The organism is Collinsella sp. CLA-AA-H302 (assembly GCF_040093305.1).
Lineage (GTDB): Bacteria > Actinomycetota > Coriobacteriia > Coriobacteriales > Coriobacteriaceae > Collinsella.
In genome coordinates this window covers 111,913-130,142 of sequence record NZ_JBBNJW010000004.1, presented here as the reverse complement: position 1 = coordinate 130,142, position 18,230 = coordinate 111,913, and the positions used below count along the sequence as shown (strand labels likewise).

23 protein-coding genes and 2 pseudogenes are annotated in these 18,230 nt (G+C 61.6%); 22 read left to right on the top strand and 3 right to left on the bottom strand.

The genetic code is table 11. The features are described 5' to 3' along the window. Positions 1-35: 35 nt before the first annotated feature. The 13 genes and pseudogenes from AAAV21_RS04330 to rplX all read left to right on the top strand — a co-directional run bounded on the left by AAAV21_RS04330 (position 36) and on the right by rplX (position 6,900). Positions 36-662: a histidine phosphatase family protein gene (locus tag AAAV21_RS04330; RefSeq protein WP_349107705.1), complete on the top strand. Its 627-nt coding sequence runs from the start codon at positions 36-38 to the stop codon at positions 660-662. Between the two features lie 449 nt (positions 663-1,111). Next, positions 1,112-1,732, top strand: coding sequence for a 50S ribosomal protein L3 (gene rplC / locus AAAV21_RS04325; RefSeq protein ID WP_035137484.1), 621 nt, complete (start codon positions 1,112-1,114; stop codon positions 1,730-1,732). Between the two features lie 46 nt (positions 1,733-1,778). Then, positions 1,779-2,405: a 50S ribosomal protein L4 gene (gene rplD, locus AAAV21_RS04320; protein ID WP_006235032.1), complete on the top strand. Its 627-nt coding sequence runs from the start codon at positions 1,779-1,781 to the stop codon at positions 2,403-2,405. Further along, positions 2,406-2,693 carry a 50S ribosomal protein L23 gene (gene rplW / locus AAAV21_RS04315; RefSeq protein WP_022094197.1) on the top strand — a complete coding sequence of 96 codons (288 nt, stop codon included), beginning with the start codon at positions 2,406-2,408 and terminating at the stop codon, positions 2,691-2,693. A gap of 179 nt (positions 2,694-2,872) precedes the next feature. After that, on the top strand, positions 2,873-3,703 hold the full coding sequence (rplB, locus tag AAAV21_RS04310) for a 50S ribosomal protein L2 (protein ID WP_055250219.1): 831 nt from the start codon (positions 2,873-2,875) through the stop codon (positions 3,701-3,703). Between the two features lie 32 nt (positions 3,704-3,735). Further along, positions 3,736-3,996, top strand: coding sequence for a 30S ribosomal protein S19 (rpsS, locus tag AAAV21_RS04305; RefSeq protein ID WP_006235035.1), 261 nt, complete (start codon positions 3,736-3,738; stop codon positions 3,994-3,996). Positions 3,997-4,010: 14 nt separating this feature from the next. After that, the gene (gene rplV / locus AAAV21_RS04300) at positions 4,011-4,382 is read left to right on the top strand and encodes a 50S ribosomal protein L22 (RefSeq protein WP_006235036.1); all 372 of its coding nucleotides are present in this window, start codon (positions 4,011-4,013) and stop codon (positions 4,380-4,382) included. Positions 4,383-4,388: 6 nt separating this feature from the next. Beyond that, the gene (gene rpsC / locus AAAV21_RS04295; RefSeq protein ID WP_006235037.1) at positions 4,389-5,099 is read left to right on the top strand and encodes a 30S ribosomal protein S3; all 711 of its coding nucleotides are present in this window, start codon (positions 4,389-4,391) and stop codon (positions 5,097-5,099) included. Further along, positions 5,099-5,494 (top strand): annotated as a pseudogene (gene rplP, locus AAAV21_RS04290) (50S ribosomal protein L16); the annotation flags it as partial. The gene rpsC and the pseudogene rplP, both read left to right, overlap by 1 nt. A gap of 107 nt (positions 5,495-5,601) precedes the next feature. Further along, positions 5,602-5,817 (top strand): 50S ribosomal protein L29, encoded by a 216-nt coding sequence (gene rpmC / locus AAAV21_RS04285; protein WP_006235039.1) that lies wholly within the window; start codon positions 5,602-5,604, stop codon positions 5,815-5,817. A gap of 16 nt (positions 5,818-5,833) precedes the next feature. After that, positions 5,834-6,094, top strand: coding sequence for a 30S ribosomal protein S17 (rpsQ, locus tag AAAV21_RS04280; protein WP_006235040.1), 261 nt, complete (start codon positions 5,834-5,836; stop codon positions 6,092-6,094). A 118-nt stretch (positions 6,095-6,212) separates the two neighbouring features. Next, on the top strand, positions 6,213-6,581 hold the full coding sequence (rplN, locus tag AAAV21_RS04275; protein ID WP_006235041.1) for a 50S ribosomal protein L14: 369 nt from the start codon (positions 6,213-6,215) through the stop codon (positions 6,579-6,581). Between the two features lie 13 nt (positions 6,582-6,594). Beyond that, entirely contained in the window at positions 6,595-6,900 is a 306-nt protein-coding gene (rplX, locus tag AAAV21_RS04270; RefSeq protein WP_099432059.1) for a 50S ribosomal protein L24, read from the top strand. Between the two features lie 768 nt (positions 6,901-7,668). On the opposite strand, the gene AAAV21_RS04265 is transcribed toward rplX, so the two are convergent. Both AAAV21_RS04265 and AAAV21_RS04260 read right to left on the bottom strand, forming a co-directional pair. Next, complete coding sequence (locus AAAV21_RS04265) at positions 7,669-7,770, bottom strand: IS3 family transposase (RefSeq protein ID WP_231501554.1); 102 nt, start codon at positions 7,768-7,770, stop codon at positions 7,669-7,671. Positions 7,771-8,062: 292 nt separating this feature from the next. Beyond that, positions 8,063-8,170: pseudogene (locus AAAV21_RS04260) on the bottom strand (hypothetical protein); the annotation flags it as partial. Here AAAV21_RS04260 and AAAV21_RS04255 point away from each other — a divergent pair. From AAAV21_RS04255 to AAAV21_RS04220, 8 genes are all read left to right on the top strand, one after another. Then, positions 8,127-8,444 carry a 5'-methylthioadenosine/S-adenosylhomocysteine nucleosidase gene (locus tag AAAV21_RS04255; protein ID WP_229026325.1) on the top strand — a complete coding sequence of 106 codons (318 nt, stop codon included), beginning with the start codon at positions 8,127-8,129 and terminating at the stop codon, positions 8,442-8,444. The pseudogene AAAV21_RS04260 and the gene AAAV21_RS04255 overlap by 44 nt on opposite strands. Before the next feature lie 227 nt (positions 8,445-8,671). Next, the gene (locus AAAV21_RS04250) at positions 8,672-11,413 is read left to right on the top strand and encodes a PRD domain-containing protein (RefSeq protein ID WP_349107702.1); all 2,742 of its coding nucleotides are present in this window, start codon (positions 8,672-8,674) and stop codon (positions 11,411-11,413) included. A 123-nt stretch (positions 11,414-11,536) separates the two neighbouring features. Further along, the gene (locus AAAV21_RS04245) at positions 11,537-12,010 is read left to right on the top strand and encodes a PTS sugar transporter subunit IIB (RefSeq protein WP_349107701.1); all 474 of its coding nucleotides are present in this window, start codon (positions 11,537-11,539) and stop codon (positions 12,008-12,010) included. Between the two features lie 9 nt (positions 12,011-12,019). Further along, positions 12,020-12,805: a PTS sugar transporter subunit IIC gene (locus AAAV21_RS04240; RefSeq protein ID WP_089572477.1), complete on the top strand. Its 786-nt coding sequence runs from the start codon at positions 12,020-12,022 to the stop codon at positions 12,803-12,805. A 2-nt stretch (positions 12,806-12,807) separates the two neighbouring features. After that, entirely contained in the window at positions 12,808-13,641 is an 834-nt protein-coding gene (locus AAAV21_RS04235) for a PTS system mannose/fructose/sorbose family transporter subunit IID (protein ID WP_089572476.1), read from the top strand. 26 nt (positions 13,642-13,667) lie between these two features. Continuing rightward, positions 13,668-14,066: a PTS fructose transporter subunit IIA gene (locus tag AAAV21_RS04230; protein ID WP_089572475.1), complete on the top strand. Its 399-nt coding sequence runs from the start codon at positions 13,668-13,670 to the stop codon at positions 14,064-14,066. 12 nt (positions 14,067-14,078) lie between these two features. Continuing rightward, the gene (locus AAAV21_RS04225) at positions 14,079-15,203 is read left to right on the top strand and encodes a glycoside hydrolase family 172 protein (protein ID WP_172676343.1); all 1,125 of its coding nucleotides are present in this window, start codon (positions 14,079-14,081) and stop codon (positions 15,201-15,203) included. A 79-nt stretch (positions 15,204-15,282) separates the two neighbouring features. After that, positions 15,283-16,167, top strand: a complete 885-nt coding sequence (locus AAAV21_RS04220) for an ROK family protein (protein WP_199408721.1) — start codon at positions 15,283-15,285, stop codon at positions 16,165-16,167. 116 nt (positions 16,168-16,283) lie between these two features. Here AAAV21_RS04220 and AAAV21_RS04215 read toward each other — a convergent pair whose 3' ends face one another. Further along, positions 16,284-16,520: a hypothetical protein gene (locus AAAV21_RS04215; protein WP_117765044.1), complete on the bottom strand. Its 237-nt coding sequence runs from the start codon at positions 16,518-16,520 to the stop codon at positions 16,284-16,286. A 630-nt stretch (positions 16,521-17,150) separates the two neighbouring features. Between AAAV21_RS04215 and AAAV21_RS04210 the strand changes: the two genes are divergently transcribed. Then, positions 17,151-18,230, top strand: a complete 1,080-nt coding sequence (locus AAAV21_RS04210; RefSeq protein WP_117564160.1) for a Gfo/Idh/MocA family oxidoreductase — start codon at positions 17,151-17,153, stop codon at positions 18,228-18,230.

Genomic DNA, 18,230 nt, shown 5'->3' with positions numbered 1-18,230 from the left:
GCGCCGGTAAAGCAAGTTATACAGAAGGGGAGAGCATGAAGCGTCTATATCTACTCCGCCACGGCCAGACAGAATTCAACGTTAAAAAGCTGGTCCAGGGCCGCTGTGATTCACCGTTGACCGACCTGGGCCGCAAACAAGCGGGGATGGCCGCCGCATGGCTCAAGGGCCACGACGTCGTCCCCGACAAAGTGGTCTCATCGCCCTTAGGCCGAGCCATGGACACGGCAAGTCTCGTCGCAACCGAACTCCTCGGCCCGGACGCAGCAGTCGAGCCCTGCGAAGGCATCATCGAGCGCAGCTACGGTACCTTCGAAGAGGGCCCACACGACGCCCTGCCCACCGACGTCTGGGACCCCGGCGAGGATTTGGTCCCATTTGGCGGAGAAGGGAGCCATGCCCTGCAGGAGCGCATGGTAGGCACCCTTACCAATCTCATGGGCGCCGAGAGCATCGAAACCCTCCTAGCAGTAAGCCACGGCAGCGCAAGCCGCCAATTCATCAAGGCCGCAGCCCCAGAGGGCTTCGAACTCCCAGCAAAACTCCCCAACTGCGCCATCATGATCTTCGATTTTGAAGAGGAAAAGTCGGGAGAAGAGGGCGACATGCCACAATCAAAGTTCACCTTGCAACAAATCATCGATCCCCAGCAAAGTAATTAGCTGAGCGAGCAGAGTTAAGCAGACATCAACGTGTCGTCTCCCGAGCACGGCGGAGGGCCGGAGAAATATATTAAGGTCATCGCGAGTTCCGCACGCAAAGGAGAGCACTTAATGTGCTCTCCGTCTTGCGCAGGACTGTAGAGCAGGGACCTTAATATATTTCTCCGGCCCTCCGCCGTGCTCGGGAGCCATCCACGCACTTTACCTGCGTAAACAATGTGAGTGAAATATGAATCTCGATGGATACGCCCGCAGCCGTGTATACTAAACAGCTGTGTGTAACCAGGGGAGTATTCTGGCTGGACAAAATGCCTGCTTAATAGGGTTGTCAGGTAGTCCGGACGCAATACAAGGCTGGGGAGCACGTCGTGTAAGTAGTGGTCCTCTAGGGGCGTACGCTCGGTGGTGTACGCATTGTCCCAAGACCACGCGAGAGTTGGGATCATATCTTGATCAGCATGATTCTCGGCCGCAAGATTGGCATGACCCAGGTTTGGGACGAGGACGACAACGTCGTTCCCGTCACGGTCATCCAGGCTGGCCCCTGCGCTGTCTCGCAGGTTAAAACTCAGGCAACCGACGGCTATGACGCCGTCCAGATCGGTTTCGGCGACATCAAGGCCAAGAACGTGAACAAGCCCATGGCTGGTCACTTCGCCAAGGCCGGCGTCGAGCCTGTCCGCTTCCTTCGTGAGGTCCGCGTCGAGAACGGCGAGGAGCACAAGGTCGGCGAGGTCGTCACCGTCGCTGATTTCGCTGATGTCGAGAAGGTCGACGTCATCGGTACCTCCAAGGGTAAGGGCTTCCAGGGTCGCATCAAGCGCTGGGGTCAGCGCCGCGGTCCTATGACGCATGGTTCTCACTTCCAGCGTCACCCCGGTTCTATCGGTCAGTGCGCCTATCCTGCGCGCGTCCTCAAGGGCGTCAAGATGGCCGGTCACATGGGTAACGAGCGCGTTACCGTCAAGAACCTTTCCGTTGTCCGCATCGATGCCGAGCAGAACCTCATCTTGGTCAAGGGCGCTGTCCCGGGTGCCAAGAATGGTCTCGTCGCCATCCGTATGGCCTAAGGGCCCAGCCCATTTAGCCCAGCGTCATACCAAGGAGAACACTTAAATGGCAAAGTTTGAAGTAAAGAACAGCGAGGGCAAGAAGGTCGCCGAGGCCGAGCTCGCCGCTGAGGTGTACGGCATCGAGCCGAACATCCACGTTATGCACCACATCGTCAAGTGCCAGATGGCCTCTTGGCGTCAGGGCACCCAGTCTGCTAAGGGTCGCTCTGAGGTTTCCGGTGGTGGCAAGAAGCCTTGGCGTCAGAAGGGCACCGGCCGTGCCCGCCAGGGTTCCATCCGTGCTGCCCAGTGGCGTCACGGTGGCGTTGTCTTCGCCCCCAAGCCCCGTTCCTACGCTAAGCGTATGAACAACAAGGAGGTCAAGCTGGCTATGCGCTCCGCGCTGTCCGCCAAGCTGGCCGATGGCGAGCTCGTGCTCGTCGACGACTACGGCTTCGAGAAGCCTTCCACCAAGGCTGCCGTCGCCATGCTCAAGGCTCTCGGCCTTGAGGGCAAGCGTCTGACCATCATCGTTCGCGATGAGGACGTCAACGCCTACCTGTCGTTCCGCAACATTCCCAAGACGTTCATCATCACTGCCGACGAGGCCAACACCTACGATCTCGTCAACAACAATGCCGTGCTGATGCCCGCCGACATCGCCGCTCACTTCGGGGAGGTGCTTGCATAAATGACCGCCCACGAGATCATCATCCGTCCGATCGTGTCCGAGCGTTCCTTCTCCGGCATGGAGCTGAACAAGTACACGTTCGAGGTCGCCAAGGATGCTAACAAGTATCAGATCAAGGACGCTGTCGAGGAGATCTTCGGCGTCAAGGTCGTTCGCGTGAACACCCTGACGGTCAAGCCCAAGACCAAGCGCGTGCGCTATGTCGCCGGCAAGACCCGTTCTTGGAAGAAGGCCATCGTCACGCTGGCCGAGGGCGACACCATCGAGGTCTTTGGCAACCAGGCCTAAGACTCGCTGCTGTTGAGTGAGCTCATGCCTCCCAAATAGGGGAGGCGAGAGCTCAAGGTTTCGGGCGTATAAAATGGACACGCCCGGAACCGTGTATACGTCCGGTGTCATCGCACCCGAGGCAGAACCTCGAATCCCTGTCTGCGATGGCTAACGGATTCCTATTGAAAGGGATTGTAATGGCTGTAAAGCACCTTAAGCCGACCTCCGCTGGTAGGCGTTGGCAGACGATCTCCGATTTCTCCGAGATCACCTGCACCAAGCCCGAGAAGTCTCTTCTCGAGCCCCTGCCCAAGAAGGCCGGTCGTAACAACAACGGCCGCATCACCACCCGCCACCAGGGCGGCGGCGTGAAGCGTCGTTACCGCGTGATCGACTTCAAGCGCAACAAGGACGGCGTGCCCGCCAAGGTTGCCACGATCGAGTACGATCCGAACCGTTCCGCTCGCATCGCTCTGCTGCACTACGCTGACGGTGAGAAGCGCTACATCCTAGCCCCCAAGGGCCTCGAGGTCGGCCAGACCATCATGTCCGGTTCTGACGCCGACATCAAGCCGGGCAACGCTCTGCCCCTCGCCGACATCCCCGTCGGTACGCTCATCCACGCCGTCGAGTTCCAGCCGGGCAAGGGCGCTGCTATCGCCCGTTCCGCCGGTAACTCCTGCCAGCTGATGGGTAAGGAGGGCAAGTACGCTATCGTCCGTATGCCTTCCTCCGAGATGCGCCGCATCCTCGTTACCTGCCGCGCCACCGTCGGTGAGGTCGGCAACGCCGATCACGCCAACATCGTCATCGGCAAGGCCGGCCGTAAGCGTCACATGAACGTGCGCCCGACCGTCCGCGGTACCGTCATGAACCCTGTCGACCACCCGCACGGCGGTGGCGAGGGCAAGAACCACACCTCTGGTCGTCCCTCTGTTACCCCCTGGGGTAAGCCGACGAAGGGCCTTCGTACGCGCAAGAAGAAGAAGGTCTCGAACCAGCACATCATTCGTCGCCGTAAGAAGTAATTTCGGATACCGAGTTTTAGGAGAAAGCACTTATGAGCAGAAGTCTCAAAAAGGGCCCGTTCGTGGAGACTCGCCTTCTCTCGCGTATCACCGCGATGAACGAGGCTGGCAAGAAGGACGTCGTGAAGACCTGGTCCCGCGCGTCCACCATCTTCCCCGAGATGGTTGGTCACACCATCGCCGTCCACGACGGCCGCAAGCATGTGCCCGTGTATGTTACCGAGTCCATGGTTGGTCACAAGCTCGGCGAGTTCGCGCCGACTCGTACGTTCCGTGGCCACAAGGCCAAATAGGGGGTTAACCGTAAATGGCAACTAAGTCTATTGAAACTGAGGCCACCGAGGTTCGCGCCGTCGCTAAGTACGTGCGTGTTTCCCCCAGCAAGGCCCGCCTGGTGGTCGATCTGATCCGCCGCAAGCCTGTCGCTCAGGCCTTCGACATCCTCCACTTCTGCGACCGCGCCGTCGCCGTGGATGTCGAGAAGGTTCTCCGTTCCGCCGTTGCGAACGCCGAGAACAACAACGGTCTGCGTGCCGACAACCTGGTTGTCGCCGCTGCCTATGTTGACGAGGGTCCGACGCTTAAGCGCATCCGTCCCCGCGCCAAGGGTTCCGCTTCTCGCATTCTGAAGCGTACTTCCCACATCACCGTCGTCGTTGCTCCTCGAAAGGAGGCGTAAAGCTGTATGGGTCAGAAAGTCTACCCCACCGGCTTCCGTCTTGGCATCACCGAGAACTGGCGCTCCCGCTGGTTCGCAGAGAAGGATTACGCTAAGACCCTCGGTAACGATCTCGAGATCCGCAAGTACCTCGAGAAGCGTCTTTCCCGCGCAGCTGTCTCCCGCGTCGAGATCGAGCGCGCTGGCGACAAGGTGAAGGTCATCATCCTCACCGCTCGCCCCGGCGTTGTCATCGGTAAGAAGGGTGCTGAGATCGATACCCTCCGCACCGAGCTCGAGAAGGTCGCTGGCGTCTCCAAGGGCCAGCTCTCCGTCGACGTTGTCGAGATCAAGCGCCCCGAGCTCGACGCCAACCTCGTTGCTCAGTCTATCGCCGAGCAGCTCGAGGGCCGCGTTGCCTTCCGTCGCGCTATGCGCAAGGCTGTCCAGTCCGCCCGCAAGGCCGGCGCTAAGGGCATCCGTATCCAGTGCTCCGGTCGTCTCGGCGGTGCCGAGATGGGCCGTCGTGAGTGGTACCGCGAGGGTCGCGTGCCTCTGCACACCCTCCGTGCCAAGATCGACTACGGCACGGCTGTCGCCAGCACCACCATGGGCGCTTGCGGCGTGAAGGTCTGGATCTACCTGGGCGAGAAGCTCCCGGGCCAGCCTGTTCCCAACCCTGCACTCGAGGGCTCTTCCCGTCCTCGTCGTCGTAACTCCGAGAGGAGGGGTCAGTAGTGCTTGCCCCTAAGCGTATTCTTCACCGCAAGGTGCAGCGTGGCTCCATGAAGGGCCAGGCCAAGGGTAATACCGAGCTGCATTTCGGCGAGTTTGGTATCCAGGCTCTCGAGGCCCATTGGATCACCAACCGTCAGATCGAGGCCGCTCGTATTGCCATGACCCGCTACATGAAGCGTGGCGGTCGTGTCTACATCACGATCTTCCCCGATAAGCCCATCACCAAGAAGCCTGCCGAGACTCGCATGGGTTCTGGTAAGGGTAACCCCGAGGAGTGGGTGGCCGTCGTCAAGCCCGGCCGCATCATGTTCGAGGTCAAGGGTGTTCCCGAGGAGGTCGCTCGCGAGGCTCTGCGTCTTGCGCAGCACAAGCTCCCCATCAAGACCAAGATTGTTGCTGCCAAGAATGCTGAGCAGCGCATCGAGAAGGAGATGGCTGAGGAGGCCGCTCTCGAGGCCAAGTGGGCTGCTGAGGACGCCGCCGCCGCCAAGGAGGAGAACTAATGAAGCCCGCAGAGATTCGTGAGCTCTCGGACGCTCAGCTCGTTGAGAAGCTGAAGGAAATGCGCGCCGAGCTCTTTAACCTTCGTTTCCAGATGGCCACCAGCCAGCTGGACAACACCGCTCGCGTCAACACCGTGAAGAAGGACATCGCTCGCGTCCTCACGGAGCAGCGCGCCCGTGAGATCGCAGCGGAGAAGTCCGCTGTCGCCGAGTAGGACCTAAGGAGAGAACATGACTGATTCGCGTAACTCGCGTAAGGTCCGTACGGGTGTCGTTACCTCCGTCTCCGGTGCCAAGACCATCGTTGTCACCATCACCGAGCGCAAGCGTCACCCCAAGTACGGCAAGATGATGACCAGCTCCAAGAAGCTGCACGCTCACGATGAGGAGTGCACGGCTGGCGTGGGCGACACCGTCCGCGTTATGGAGACCCGTCCTATGTCCAAGATGAAGCGTTGGCGCCTCATCGAGGTCGTCGAGCGCGCTAAATAAGCAGTCGCTCTTACGACTTGTACGTTTCCGAAGATGTGCGTATGCCTGGCTTGCATACCACGGGCCGTATAAAGGCTGCGCACCTCTCTTCGGTTCTTAGTTCGGAGGAACATCTACCATGATTCAGATGCAAACCATGCTGAACGTCGCCGACAACTCCGGCGCTCGCAAGATTCGCTGCATCAAGGTGCTTGGCGGTTCCAAGCGTCGTTATGCAGGCATCGGCGATGTGTTCATCGGTGCTGTCCAGGAGGCTACCCCTGGCGCCAACGTCAAGAAGAAGGACGTTGTCCGTTGCGTCGTCGTTCGCACCGTTAAGGAGATCCGCCGCAAGGATGGCTCCTACATTCGCTTTGATGAGAACGCCTGCGTTGTCATCAACAACGATGGTTCGCCCGTCGGCACCCGTATCTTCGGGCCCGTCGCTCGCGAGCTTCGTGACAAGAAGTACATGAAGATCGTCTCGCTCGCTCCCGAGACCCTGTAGTTAGGGGAGATATATGTATATCAAGAAGGGCGATAAGGTCCAGGTTCTCTCTGGTAAGGATCGCGGCAAGCAGGGCGTTATCCTGCGTGCTCTCCCCGCCGAGAACAAGGTCGTTGTCGAGGGCGTTTCGGTCGTCAAGAAGGCCGTCAAGCCCAACGCTGCCAACCAGCAGGGCGGCATCGTTTCGCAGGAGGCTCCTATCGACGCCTCCAACGTCAATCTCGTTTGCCCCGAGTGCGGTAAGGTTACCCGCGTCGGTCACGAGAAGGACGGCAAGAACAAGCTGCGCGTCTGCAAGAAGTGCGGCCACAAGTTCTAAGCTGCCTGCAACAGTTAAGTTGCTAGCAAAGGCCCGGATGCCACGGCACCCGGGCCTTTTTCTATCCCCACTCGATGGCTTCGGTTCTGCCGTCCCGTCATTCCGGTTGCATCCAGTTCTCGGTGCCGTCTCGAATCGAGTGCCGCCAGGTGACACCCTGTCGCGTTTCGTCGGCTTCGGGGACAAAAGTCGGGACAACTCCAAAAACTATTTTCGAACTCAGGGCTTTGAGTTTTTGTTTTTGTCCCAAAGGGCGCGGCGGGATGCCTTTGGAGGCTCGATAGCGCCGAAAACGCCCGTTTTGAAACTTAAATGCCTTTTCGCGTGCAAGCCGCCAGCTGCAATAGGAAGTGAATCAATGCAGGTGGCTTTCAAGCAGTTTGCAAAACTGCAGGTCGCAGGTCTTCATTGCCAGTAGGAGAAATGAGTAGTCTCAGGTGGCTTGCCCATGAGTTGACGAACGGGATTTGAGATTACGCTGACGTCCGGAAACGCTTCGAGCACGGCGTTACGTTTTTGGGGTTTGGGCGTAGCCCCTGCACCCGCGAGCGCGGGCCTTAAGCCCGCCGAGAGGGTGACGCGTCGAAAACGAAGGGGAAAGAGAGAAGGGGCCGTCCCTATCATTCAGGTTGCGACCGAAGAAGACAAGGAGACCCCCTGAGCCTGAATGATGCCCCACAGACCGCGTCCGACCGAGCTCAAGCCGAGCTTTTCCTGACGTCCGCCTTCGCGGAGATGATGGCTGGATTGGCTATGGATTGGCAACACTTATTTGGACGATTCCGGGAGGGACGGCCCCGCCTCCCTGAACTCGACCGGCGACATGTAGCCCAGCGTCGAGTGGATCCTGAAGTTGTTGTACCAGTGCACGTAATCCAAGAGCTTGGCTCGGAGCTCGCGCGTCCCTCCTCGGTCCTTCGGAGTGGCCGACGATTTCCCCGTTGCAGAGGTCGACGAGCAGGCAGACGTAGTTCCACGACGCCCCGACGCGCACGCAGGCCAAGTCGCTGCATATATGGGTGCACGGCGCCCTGCCGCCGAAGCCGCGCGCGACGACGTTCGACACGTCGGCCTCGTTGACCGCCCCGGGGTGCACCTTGAACCTCTTCCTGCCGTATGCGCCGGCCAGGCCGTTCTCCCTCATGATGCGGCAGACGCGGCGCCGGCTGACGGTGACGCCCGACCTCCCGGGCGACGCCTTGATCTTGCGCGATCCGTTCCGGCCCTTGCTGGCGGCGTGCGCCGCCGCGGCCGCCGTCGCCCCCGACATTAAGGTCCTCAAGGGCCGCGTCGTCTCCGGCGACCAGTTCGTCTCGCCCGCGGAACAGAAGGAGCGAATCCTCGCGACCTTCGGCGATCTGTGCTGCGAGATGGAGGGCTGCACCATCGCGCAGGCCGCCTATCTCAACGGCGTGCCCCTCGTCGTCGTGCGCGCCATCAGCGACAAGCCCTGCGCCGAGGGCCGGGTCGTCGACTACAACACCTTCGAGAAGAAGGCCGCCTGCGACTGCGCCCGCATCGCCGCGCGCATGGTTAAGCTTTAGGCCCTGCGCGCCGGGGCCCTTCTTTATGTTGGGACCCCGGCGCGCCGGGGCCCTTTCCAAAGTGAAGTGTCGAGCCGAAGTGTTGAGCGTCGGCCCTGAATGTTCAATGGCCGTTGTTTTCTGCCCCTCAAGTGGTGGACTTTTCCTCGGAGCTGTTGATTCCCCCACGCGCCCCCTTCCGTTCTCTGTTCTCCCCTTATACTCCTTGTACGAGGAGGTAAGAAGTCATGGACAAGACCACACAGGACAGCTTGGCAAAGAAACCCGTCGACATGAGGGACAGGATTCTCGAGCATCTCGAGGCTCTCACCTCTGCCGTCTCGCTCGACGACCTTGCCCGTCTGTCCACCTCCGACATCGCCGAGACGCTCATCATCTCCAGGAGCCTGGCGAGCCAGTACCTCAACGACCTTGTTCGCGCCGGTCTTGTGGTTAAGGTGGCGGGCAGGCCTGTCCGTTATTTTCATCGCCGCGCGTTCCAGAAGCGTTTTCAGGTAAAGCTCTCTGCAAGCGAGTATGCCTCGCTCGCCGACCTCATCCAGGCGACGGGAATCGCCGATCACCGCGACTTCGCGCGTGCCGTGGGCTTCGACATGAGCCTCAGCTCCGTTGTCGAGCAGTGCAAGGCTGCGGTTCAGTACCCTCCGTTTGGCCTGCCCATCCTCTTGAGCGGCGGCGTGGGTGTCGGTAAGTCTTTCCTTTCTCGCCTTGTGTACGAGTACGGCAAGAACCAGGGCTTGCTGTCCCGCGACTCCTCCTATGTGCGCATCGACTGCGCCGGGGTCCCGGACGCCGCCTCGTTCAACGGGCTTCTTGACGAGTCGATCGCGAAAGCGCGCGGGGGTGTGGTCTTTGTCAACGGCATCGAGGCACTCTCTCCCTCTGCGATGGAGCACTGCCTTGCGACGGCCCTCGGGCTCGATGCCTCCCAGGATGCGCCGCGCGCTCGCCTCGTTCTTTCGACGACGCTTTCCGCCGATGACCTGAAGGTTTCCTCGGCCTACAGCAAAATGCCCATCTGTGCCCGCGTCCCCTCACTCAAGGAGCGGACCCCCGAGGAGCGCGAGGATCTCATCTTGAGCTTCCTGCGCAGCGAGGGGTGCCGAATCGGTTCTGATGTGAAGATCAGCCGCGGCGCATACCGTTGCCTCGTGAACGCGGACTTTTCCGATAACATCGCCGGCTTGCGCGCCTGCGTGACGAACTGCTGCGCCAAAGCGTTCCTCAATCGCGAGGGCGACTACGTCGTCGTTCGCCCGTATCTTCTTCCCAGCGGGCTCCTCTCCTCCGCGCAGATCGATCAACAGCCCGACGATGGCGTTCTGATCGACGCGTCTCTGGATGCCGCCGAGAGCACAGGGCCGGTCGAGCAGGCGCTCGATGCCCTGTGCTCCCTCGATGAGCGATTCTGCGCCGGGGAGCTCTCTGTCTCCGAGCTTGTCTCGCAAGCTGTCTCCGCTGTGCGCGGCGTTGAGGATCACTTGATCTTCGACCACGGCGTCGCCTCCTCGAGGTCGCGCGCCTTCGAGCGCGTCGTGGGCGCGGTCCTTGCCGACGCAGGCTCTTCTTATGGCATCGAGCTTTCGAGGAAGGTCGCTTTTCTACTGGCCCAGGAGATTTGCCTGCAGTTGTGGCCGGGTATCGGCCTGGCTAAGCGAAAGTCTGCCTGTGCGGAGCAAATCTCCCATCTCCTCGGTGCCGTGACCTCCGAATTGCCGTTTGCCTCGAGTGTCTCCGATCAGGTCGCCGCAGACGTGGAAGGGGCGCTGGGAATCTCGCTCGATCACTTCACGAAGACGCTTCTGACGCTGTGCGTCGCATCGGAGTCTCGCGATGCGAAGGCCCTTCGGACGCTCTGCGTCATCTTGTCCCACGGCTACTCAACGGCGACGAGCATCGCCGACGCGGCGAACCGTATGCTCGGCATGCATGTGTACGAGGCTGTCGACATGCCCTACGACCAGCAGCTGAAGGACATCGTCGGTCCGCTCCAGCGCCTCGTCGACCGCCATTCCTACTGCACCGGGGTCGTGTTCCTCGTCGACATGGGCTCCTTGGAGGAGGCCTATAAGGCCCTCGAGAACGTTACCGACTCCACTATCGGCGTGGTGAACAACGTCTCTACCGGTCTTGCGCTCGAGATCGGGGTCGGGCTGCTCGGCGGCAAGTCCATCGCCGAGGTTCTTGGCGATGCGACCGCGGCGTGCGTGACGCACTGCAAGGTGATCGAGCGCATCAACCGTGAGGACGCCATCGTCTTCTGCTCCGAGTCCGGGGTCGACGCCGCGGAGAGGATACGCCAGCTCGTCTCGCAGAGCCTCTCGCGCACCATAGGCGCGCGCCTGCTCACGAGGCCCTTCAAGCAGCTCGTCGCGAACGGGTCGAACGACGCCGTTTTCTCCGAGCACCGCGTCTGCGCCGTCATCGGCACGGGAGACCCCGGGGTCGCCTCCGTCCCCTTCGTCGCCCTCGAGGACATCATGTCGACGGCGTCCGCCTCTAAGGTTGATGCCGTGTTCGGCAGGTGGCTTGACGCTTCCGAGCTCTCTTCTTTCCACGAGAAGCTGCTCTCGAACATGACGCTGCAGAACGTCATCCGCTCCATCACCATCCTCGACCCGGAGCGGCTATTCCATGAGATCGAGAGCGCCGTGCACGAGCTTCAGCGCAGGACAGGCGAGAAGATCGGCAGCAACGCCATCATTGGGCTCTACGTTCACCTCTGCTGTCTCGTCGAGCGCCTTGTTACCAGAAACCCCATTGAGACCTACGTTGGCCAGGACCGCTTCGAGGAGGAACGCGCCGATTTCATCGAGTCCTTCAGGCAGAGCTTCTCGAGCATCTCGACGCGCTATCGCGTAGAGGTTCCCGTAAGCGAGATCGCATATGTCTTCGACTACATAAGCGTGAGCGCCGCCCCGGCGCGAGAAGAGCGCCTCGGCTCCTCGGACCTCCTGCTCGACGAGTGACCTTCCCCGCGCCGCCGCAAGCTGACCGCGCGTCCTCAATAATCCGATAACCCCTTGCCCGGCGCGAATCCGGATAGCGCCGAGGCAGTACCGAACGCAAAACTTCATTTGATAGGAGCAAACATGAGTGTTGTTATGGCACGAATCGACAATCGCCTGCTTCACGGCATCATCGTGACGCAGTGGGCCCCGGTGTCGGGCGCGACCCGAGTCATGGTCATCGACGACAAGGTCGCCGGCGACGAGGTCCTGAAGTCCACCATGAGGATGGCGCGCCCCGCGGGCATGGCCGTTTCGATCATCTCCGAGCAGACCGCGCTCAAGAACTTCGCCGCGGGCAAGTACGACCGCGAGAAGGTCTTCGTCATCGCCAAGGAGCCCGAGACGATGCTTCGCCTGGTCGAGTCGGGCGTCGAGCTCCCGTCGCTGGTCGTCGGCGGCTCGCTCGTCAAGGAGGACGGCATCCAGCTCACCCAGCGCGCCTACGCCTCCGCCGAGAACGTCCAGAGCTACAAGGCGCTCATCGCCCGTGACGTCAAGGTGACGGCCCAGTTCGTGCCCGCCGACAAGCCCGTCTCCGTCGCAGACCTCATCTAAGGGGGAAATATGGTCAACTTCACTATCCTGCAGGTCGTCCTTTTGACCCTGCTGGCCTTCATCAAGCACGTGGACTACTACGGCATCCCGATGATCTTCGTCAATTACGCCGTTTTCTGGGGCCTCATCACCGGAGTCGTCATGGGCGACTGGAAGACCGGCCTTGTCATCGGCGGCACCATTCAGCTCATGCAGCTCGGCGTCGCGGGCTTCGGCGGCTCCTCCATTCCCGACTACGGCACGATGGCCATCATCGCCACCGCCTACGGCGTGACCCTGGGCTCCGACACGGGCCTCGCCATCGGCCTGCCGGTCGGCATGCTCGGCATCCAGCTCGACGTCGTCGCCAAGATCCTCAACGGCTTTGTCGTCGAGAAGTCCCAGAAGTTCTGCAACGAGGGTAAGTTCAATCAGATGAACGCCATCCTGTGGGTCTGCCCCGCGCTCTTCGGCCTGTGCGCCGCCCTGCCCGTCTTTGTCTCCGTGACGCTCGGCCAGCCCGCCGTCAACTGGCTCCTCGAGGTCATGCCCCAGTGGTTCCTCTCCGGCCTTACCCTCGCCGGCAAGATGCTCCCGGCCGTCGGTATCGCCATGCTGCTCCGCTACATGCCAACCGCCAAGTACTTCCAGTACCTGCTCGCCGGCTTCTTCCTCTCGGCCTTCCTGAACGTGCCCATCATCGGCGCCGCCATCGTCGGCGTTGCCCTCGCGATTGCGTTCTACCAGCGTGCCGAGAGGGACACCGAGCTCGCCGCCCACGCTTCCGCAGACGCCTTCATCGGAGAGGATGAGTAACCATGGAAAACGAGAACATCACCGCCGTCGCCGAGGGCAAGCCCTCCGGCTACAAGGTCACCAAGAAGGACCTGCGCAACGCGAACTGGCGCTGGCTCATGAGCGTGTGCACCTTCAACTACCAGACCCAGCAGGGCGCCTCAGTCGCCTACGCCCTCTCGCCGGTCCTGAGGAAGATCTACACGAACGACGAGGACTATAAGCAAGCGCTCAACAACCACTTCCGCTACTACAACACCCAGCCTTGGCTCGCCGCCATCATCCTTGGCGCCTGCGTGGCCATGGAGGAGCGCGACGGCCTAGCGGCGGCGGACGCCGTCCAAGACCTGAAGATCGGCACCATGGGACCGCTCGCCGGCGTCGGCGACTCCCTGCTCATGACCATGATCCCGACCATCATGGGCTCCATCGCCGCCTACATGGCCATCGAGGGCAACCCCGTGGGAGCCGGCATCTGGTTCGCGCTCATCCTGGCCATCTTCTGGGTCCGCATGCACGCCCTCGAGTTCGGCTACAAGCAGGGCGTGAAGCTCGTCACCGACTTCAGCGAGAAGCTTCCCAACCTCACTGCCGCCGCCTCCGTGCTCGGCCTCACCGTGGTCGGCTGCCTCATCGCCTCGGTCATCGGCGTCACCTGCCCGATTAGCTTCAGCTTCGGCGACGTCGCGATGGAGATTCAGCCGCTGCTCGACAAGATCCTGCCTGCCATGATCCCCGCCGCCATCACGGGAAGCGCGTATTACCTTCTTACCAAGAAGAACGCGAGCATGACGGCCCTCATCCTCGTGGTGATCGTCCTCGCGATGGTCGCCTCCGCCGCCGGCATCCTCGCCTAGCTTCGACCCAAGAGATTGGTGAATCAATGAGAAAGATAGTTGTGGCGAGCCATTCCCTTCTCGCCCAGGGCTTCAAGGACACCCTCGAGTTCCTTACGGGTAAGGGCGACGCCGTCAACGCCGTGTGCGCCTACGTGAACGACAACGGCGAGGGGCTCGACGCGGCGGTCGAGGCGGCTCTTTCGGGCACTGACGAGGTCGTCGTCCTCACCGACGCGTACGGCGGCAGCGTGAACCAGCGCTTTTCCCGCTTCGCCTCCGACCGGATCCACGTGATCGCGGGTGTCAACCTCCCGCTCGCCATGACGGTCGCGCTCGCGCGCCCCGACGAGAAACTCGACTTCGACGCCCTCGTCAACGAGGCGCGCCAGCAGATCATCTACGTGAACGGTGCCAGTTCCGCCGAGTGCGACGACGACGAATAGAGGAGGTCGACGATGAGAGAGTTCCTTAAGGACGTGTGGATGCACGGCGGTGAGGAAAGCCGCGCCATCACCCCCGAGAACATCACGGGCGAGAAGGGCCGCGCCGCCATGTCGGCCAGCCACCTCGGCGTCGGCCGCAAGGGCTCGTGCTGCGTGCCCCTTGAGTCCGGCGAGACCATCACGCTCGCGGACATCGAGGGCCCCGGCATCATCCGCCACATCTGGATGACCGTCCCCGACAAGACCGCCGCTGGCAGCTTCGTCATGCGTGACCTCGTGCTGCGCTTCTACTGGGACGACGAGGAGACCCCCTCGGTCGAGTGCCCTGTCGGCGACTTCTTCTGCAACGGCTTCGGTGAGCGCGCCATCGTCAACTCGATGCCCATCTGCGTGAACCCGACGGGCGGCATGAACTGCTACTTCGAGATGCCCTTCAGGAAGCACGCCAAGGTCACGCTTACGAGCGAGCACCCCGGGTTCATTAAGTACATCTTCTACACGTTCAACTACGCGCTCACCGACGTGCCGGACGACGCCATGTACTTCCACGCCCGCTTTAACCGCGAGCGCAGCACCCGCAGGGGCGTCGACTACACCGTGCTCGACGGCGTGCGCGGCAAGGGCTACTACGTCGGCACCTACATGGCCCTGTGCGCCCTGGAGCGCTATTGGTGGGGCGAGGGCGAGATGAAGTTCTTCCTCGACGGCGACGAGGAGTTCCCCACGGTCACCTCGACGGGAGCCGAGGACTACTTCGGCGGTGCCTGGGCCTTCCTCGACAGGCCGCCCCACGCGCTGCCCGAGGCGCAGTGCTTCAACACGCTGTTCGCCGGCTACCCGTACCGCTCGACGCGCGACGCCACGCGCGACCGTTTCAGCGCGGGCAAGCCGAACCCGAATCCGATGCTCGCGACTAACGACGACGCGCTGCCCAGGCACGGCCTCTACAGGTGGCACCTTCCCGACCCGATCTCGTTCAAGGAGGACCTGCGCGTGACGTTCCAGGACCTCGGCAACGACGACATCAAGCTCTACGAGCGCGAGGACGACATCTCCACCGTCGCCTACTGGTACCAAAGCGAGCCGCACGCCGTGCTCGCCCCGTTTGCCGCGAGGCAGGACCGCGTGCCCAGGTAGGGTCGCCTCGAAACAAGCCAACGTTATGGGCGCCCGCGGTTGACCATGACTGCGGGCGTCCCTTTGTAAGGAGGATCACATGAGCGAAAAGCAAATGAGGCTCGGCGCCCTCGAAGCCGGCGGGACCAAGATGGTCTGTGCCGTGGTGTCCGGCGACGGCGAGGTCCTCGACCGTATGGAGACCCCGACGCTTACGCCCGCCGAGACCGTCCCGCAGATGATCGAGTGGTTCACCGCCCGCGATGTGGACGCGTTGGGCATCGGCGCCTTCGGCCCGACCTGCGTCGACCCCAACGACGAGCGCTACGGCTCCATCCTCCAGACGCCCAAGCTCGCGTGGCGAGGCCATGGTCTTCGCGCCGCGTTCGCCGACGACCTCGGGATTCCGGTGGCCTACGACACGGACGTGAACGTTGCCTGCCTCGGCGAAGTGGTCTTCGGCTGCTGCAAGGGGCTCGAGGACGCCGTCTACGTGACCATCGGCACCGGCGTGGGCGCGGGCGTCATGTGCGCGGGCAGACTCCTTCACGGTATGCTGCACCCCGAGGCCGGTCACATGCTGGTAAGGACCCGTCCCACCGAGGAGGGACGCTGCGTCTGCCCGAGCCACGCGAGCTGTCTCGAGGGGCTCGCCTCCGGCCCCGCCATCGCCGCGCGCTGGGGAAAGCCCGCGGCCGAGCTCGCGGACAACGATGAGGTGTGGGCGCTCGAGGGGGATTATCTGGGGCAGATGTGCGCGAACCTCGTGCTCATGTACTCGCCTCGCCGCATCGTCCTCGGCGGCGGCGTGATGCACCAGGAGCAGCTCTACGGCATCGTCCGCAAGAAGACCCTCGAATATCTGGGTGGCTACATCCAGACCGCCGAGCTTAAGGACATGGAGAGCTACATCTGCGCCCCGGGCTGCGGCGGCGACCAAGGAATCCTCGGCGCGGCCGAGCTGGCAAGAAGGGCGCTCGCGTAACTTGCGCTCTCTCCGCCATACAACGCGTTAAGAAAAGACGAGCGCTTCTTGCCAATTGAGCGGCAAGAAGTGCTCGTCTTTTGCATTTGTTTTTGGGGCAGGACGCCCCGCCTCCGCTAGAGTCCCTGGACCGCCACACCCACGAGGTTTGGACCGGTGTGGACAAGAAGCGCGGGGCTGATGTCGGAGCGGACGACCTCCACCGCGTTGGCCACGCGCTCGCACAGGGCCTGCTCCATACGGTCGTAGAGGTCGGCGTGGGCCGAGGTGCGGCTCGCGGCAAAGCGCACCTTGGGGTGCTTCTCGACGATGGCGGCGATGAGCTTGACCTCGGTGCGATGCGGTACTTGCACAGCCATTTCGTGTGCGCGAGGCTGTTGGCTTTCTGGGCCACAGCAATCACCTTCCCCCTAGTATGATGACCTGAACAATCCTCATGCTAGGGGGAAGGTTTTTGTCGCGTAGCGGAAATTGGCCTCCACCCGCTGAGCGGGTGGCTTTCTATGCCGCGCGTGCCGCGCGGCACGGACTAAAGTCCATGAATAAAAACGAGGAAGGCCACGTCCGGCCTCCCTCGCAAAGGGTCTCTGATTACTCCCACTCATTGGGGACAGACTTAAATGAGTGCTCTTGAAATGCCGGCGCCTGGGGACGTTCTTTTTCTGTCTGCAGTTTGGAACGTTCCTTTTCTGTCGGCAGTTTGGGACGGTCCTTAGAGCTGCAGCGCGCCATGAGCGAAGGCGAAGCGGATCATCCTGTCTTTTGAGTTCTAAGCATAAGCCCCTGTCTCTGAGCAATGACCGGTTCGCATTTGTGCGTATTTGCGTGCGTGGGATTGCGTGAATATGCGTATAGATGCGCCGTTTACGGGACAAAAATGACCGTTTAGCGGTGAGATACGCACAAACACGCACAGACGCGCGTGTTTGTGCGAATATAGAGCTATCCGAAATGCAAGACGTTCTATGACACAGGAGGCACATATGGTAGATTCCAAGCAGGCTCCACTCGACTCCGCGGCAGCCGCAAAAGCAGCGTTCGCTTCGGTCCAGGACAAGCCATTCCCCGATGATATCTTTACGGCTCCCGAGCTTCGTTGGGCTGTGATCGGGTGCGGCGTTATCGCCAACCAGATGGCCCAGTCTCTCGCTCTTGCCGGCCGCAAGCTTGCGGGCGTCGCCAACCGTACGCTGTCCAAGGCTCAGGCTTTTGCTGAGCAGTATGGCATCGAGAAGGTCTATGAATCGGTTGAGGACCTCTACGCCGATCCGGGCATCGACGCCGTCTATATCACCACGCCGCACAACACGCATATCACCTATCTGCGTGACGCGCTGGCCGCCGGCAAGCACGTGCTCTGCGAGAAAGCCATTACCCTCAATTCCGCTGAGCTCGACGAGGCGCGTGCCATCGCCGACGAGCACAACGTCGTCCTCATGGACGCCACCACGGTGCTTCATATGCCCTTGTATCAAGAGCTGCGCCGTCGCATGGATGCCGGCGAGTTTGGTCGCATGAACCTCGCCCAGCTCAACTTTGGTAGCTACAAGGAGTACGGCGATCTGACCAATCGCTTCTACAACCGCAACCTTGCTGGCGGTGCCATGCTCGACATTGGCGTGTATGCCCTGTCCGTCATGCGTCTCTTTATGGCAAGCCAGCCCATTGAGGTCGTTTCGTTGGGCAACACCTGTGAGACCGGTGTTGACGTTGCGGGCGGCATCGTCTGCCGTAATGCCGAGCAGCAGCTGGGTGTTGTGAGCCTCACGCTCCACTCCAAGCAACCCAAGCGCTCGATTATTAGCTTCGATAAGTGCTATATCGAGGTCAACGAGTATCCGCGCGCCGATCACGCGACTATCGTGTGGACTGCGGACGGCCACCGCGAGGAGGTCCACGCCGGCACCGAGGCTTACGCCCTTTGCTATGAGATGGCCGATCTTGAGAAGGCCGTTGCCGGCGACGACTCTAAGCGTGAGCTTCTGGGCTATGCTTCTGATGTTATGGAGCTGATGACCAAGCTACGCGCCGACTGGGGAGTCGTGTACCCCGAGGAGGAGTAA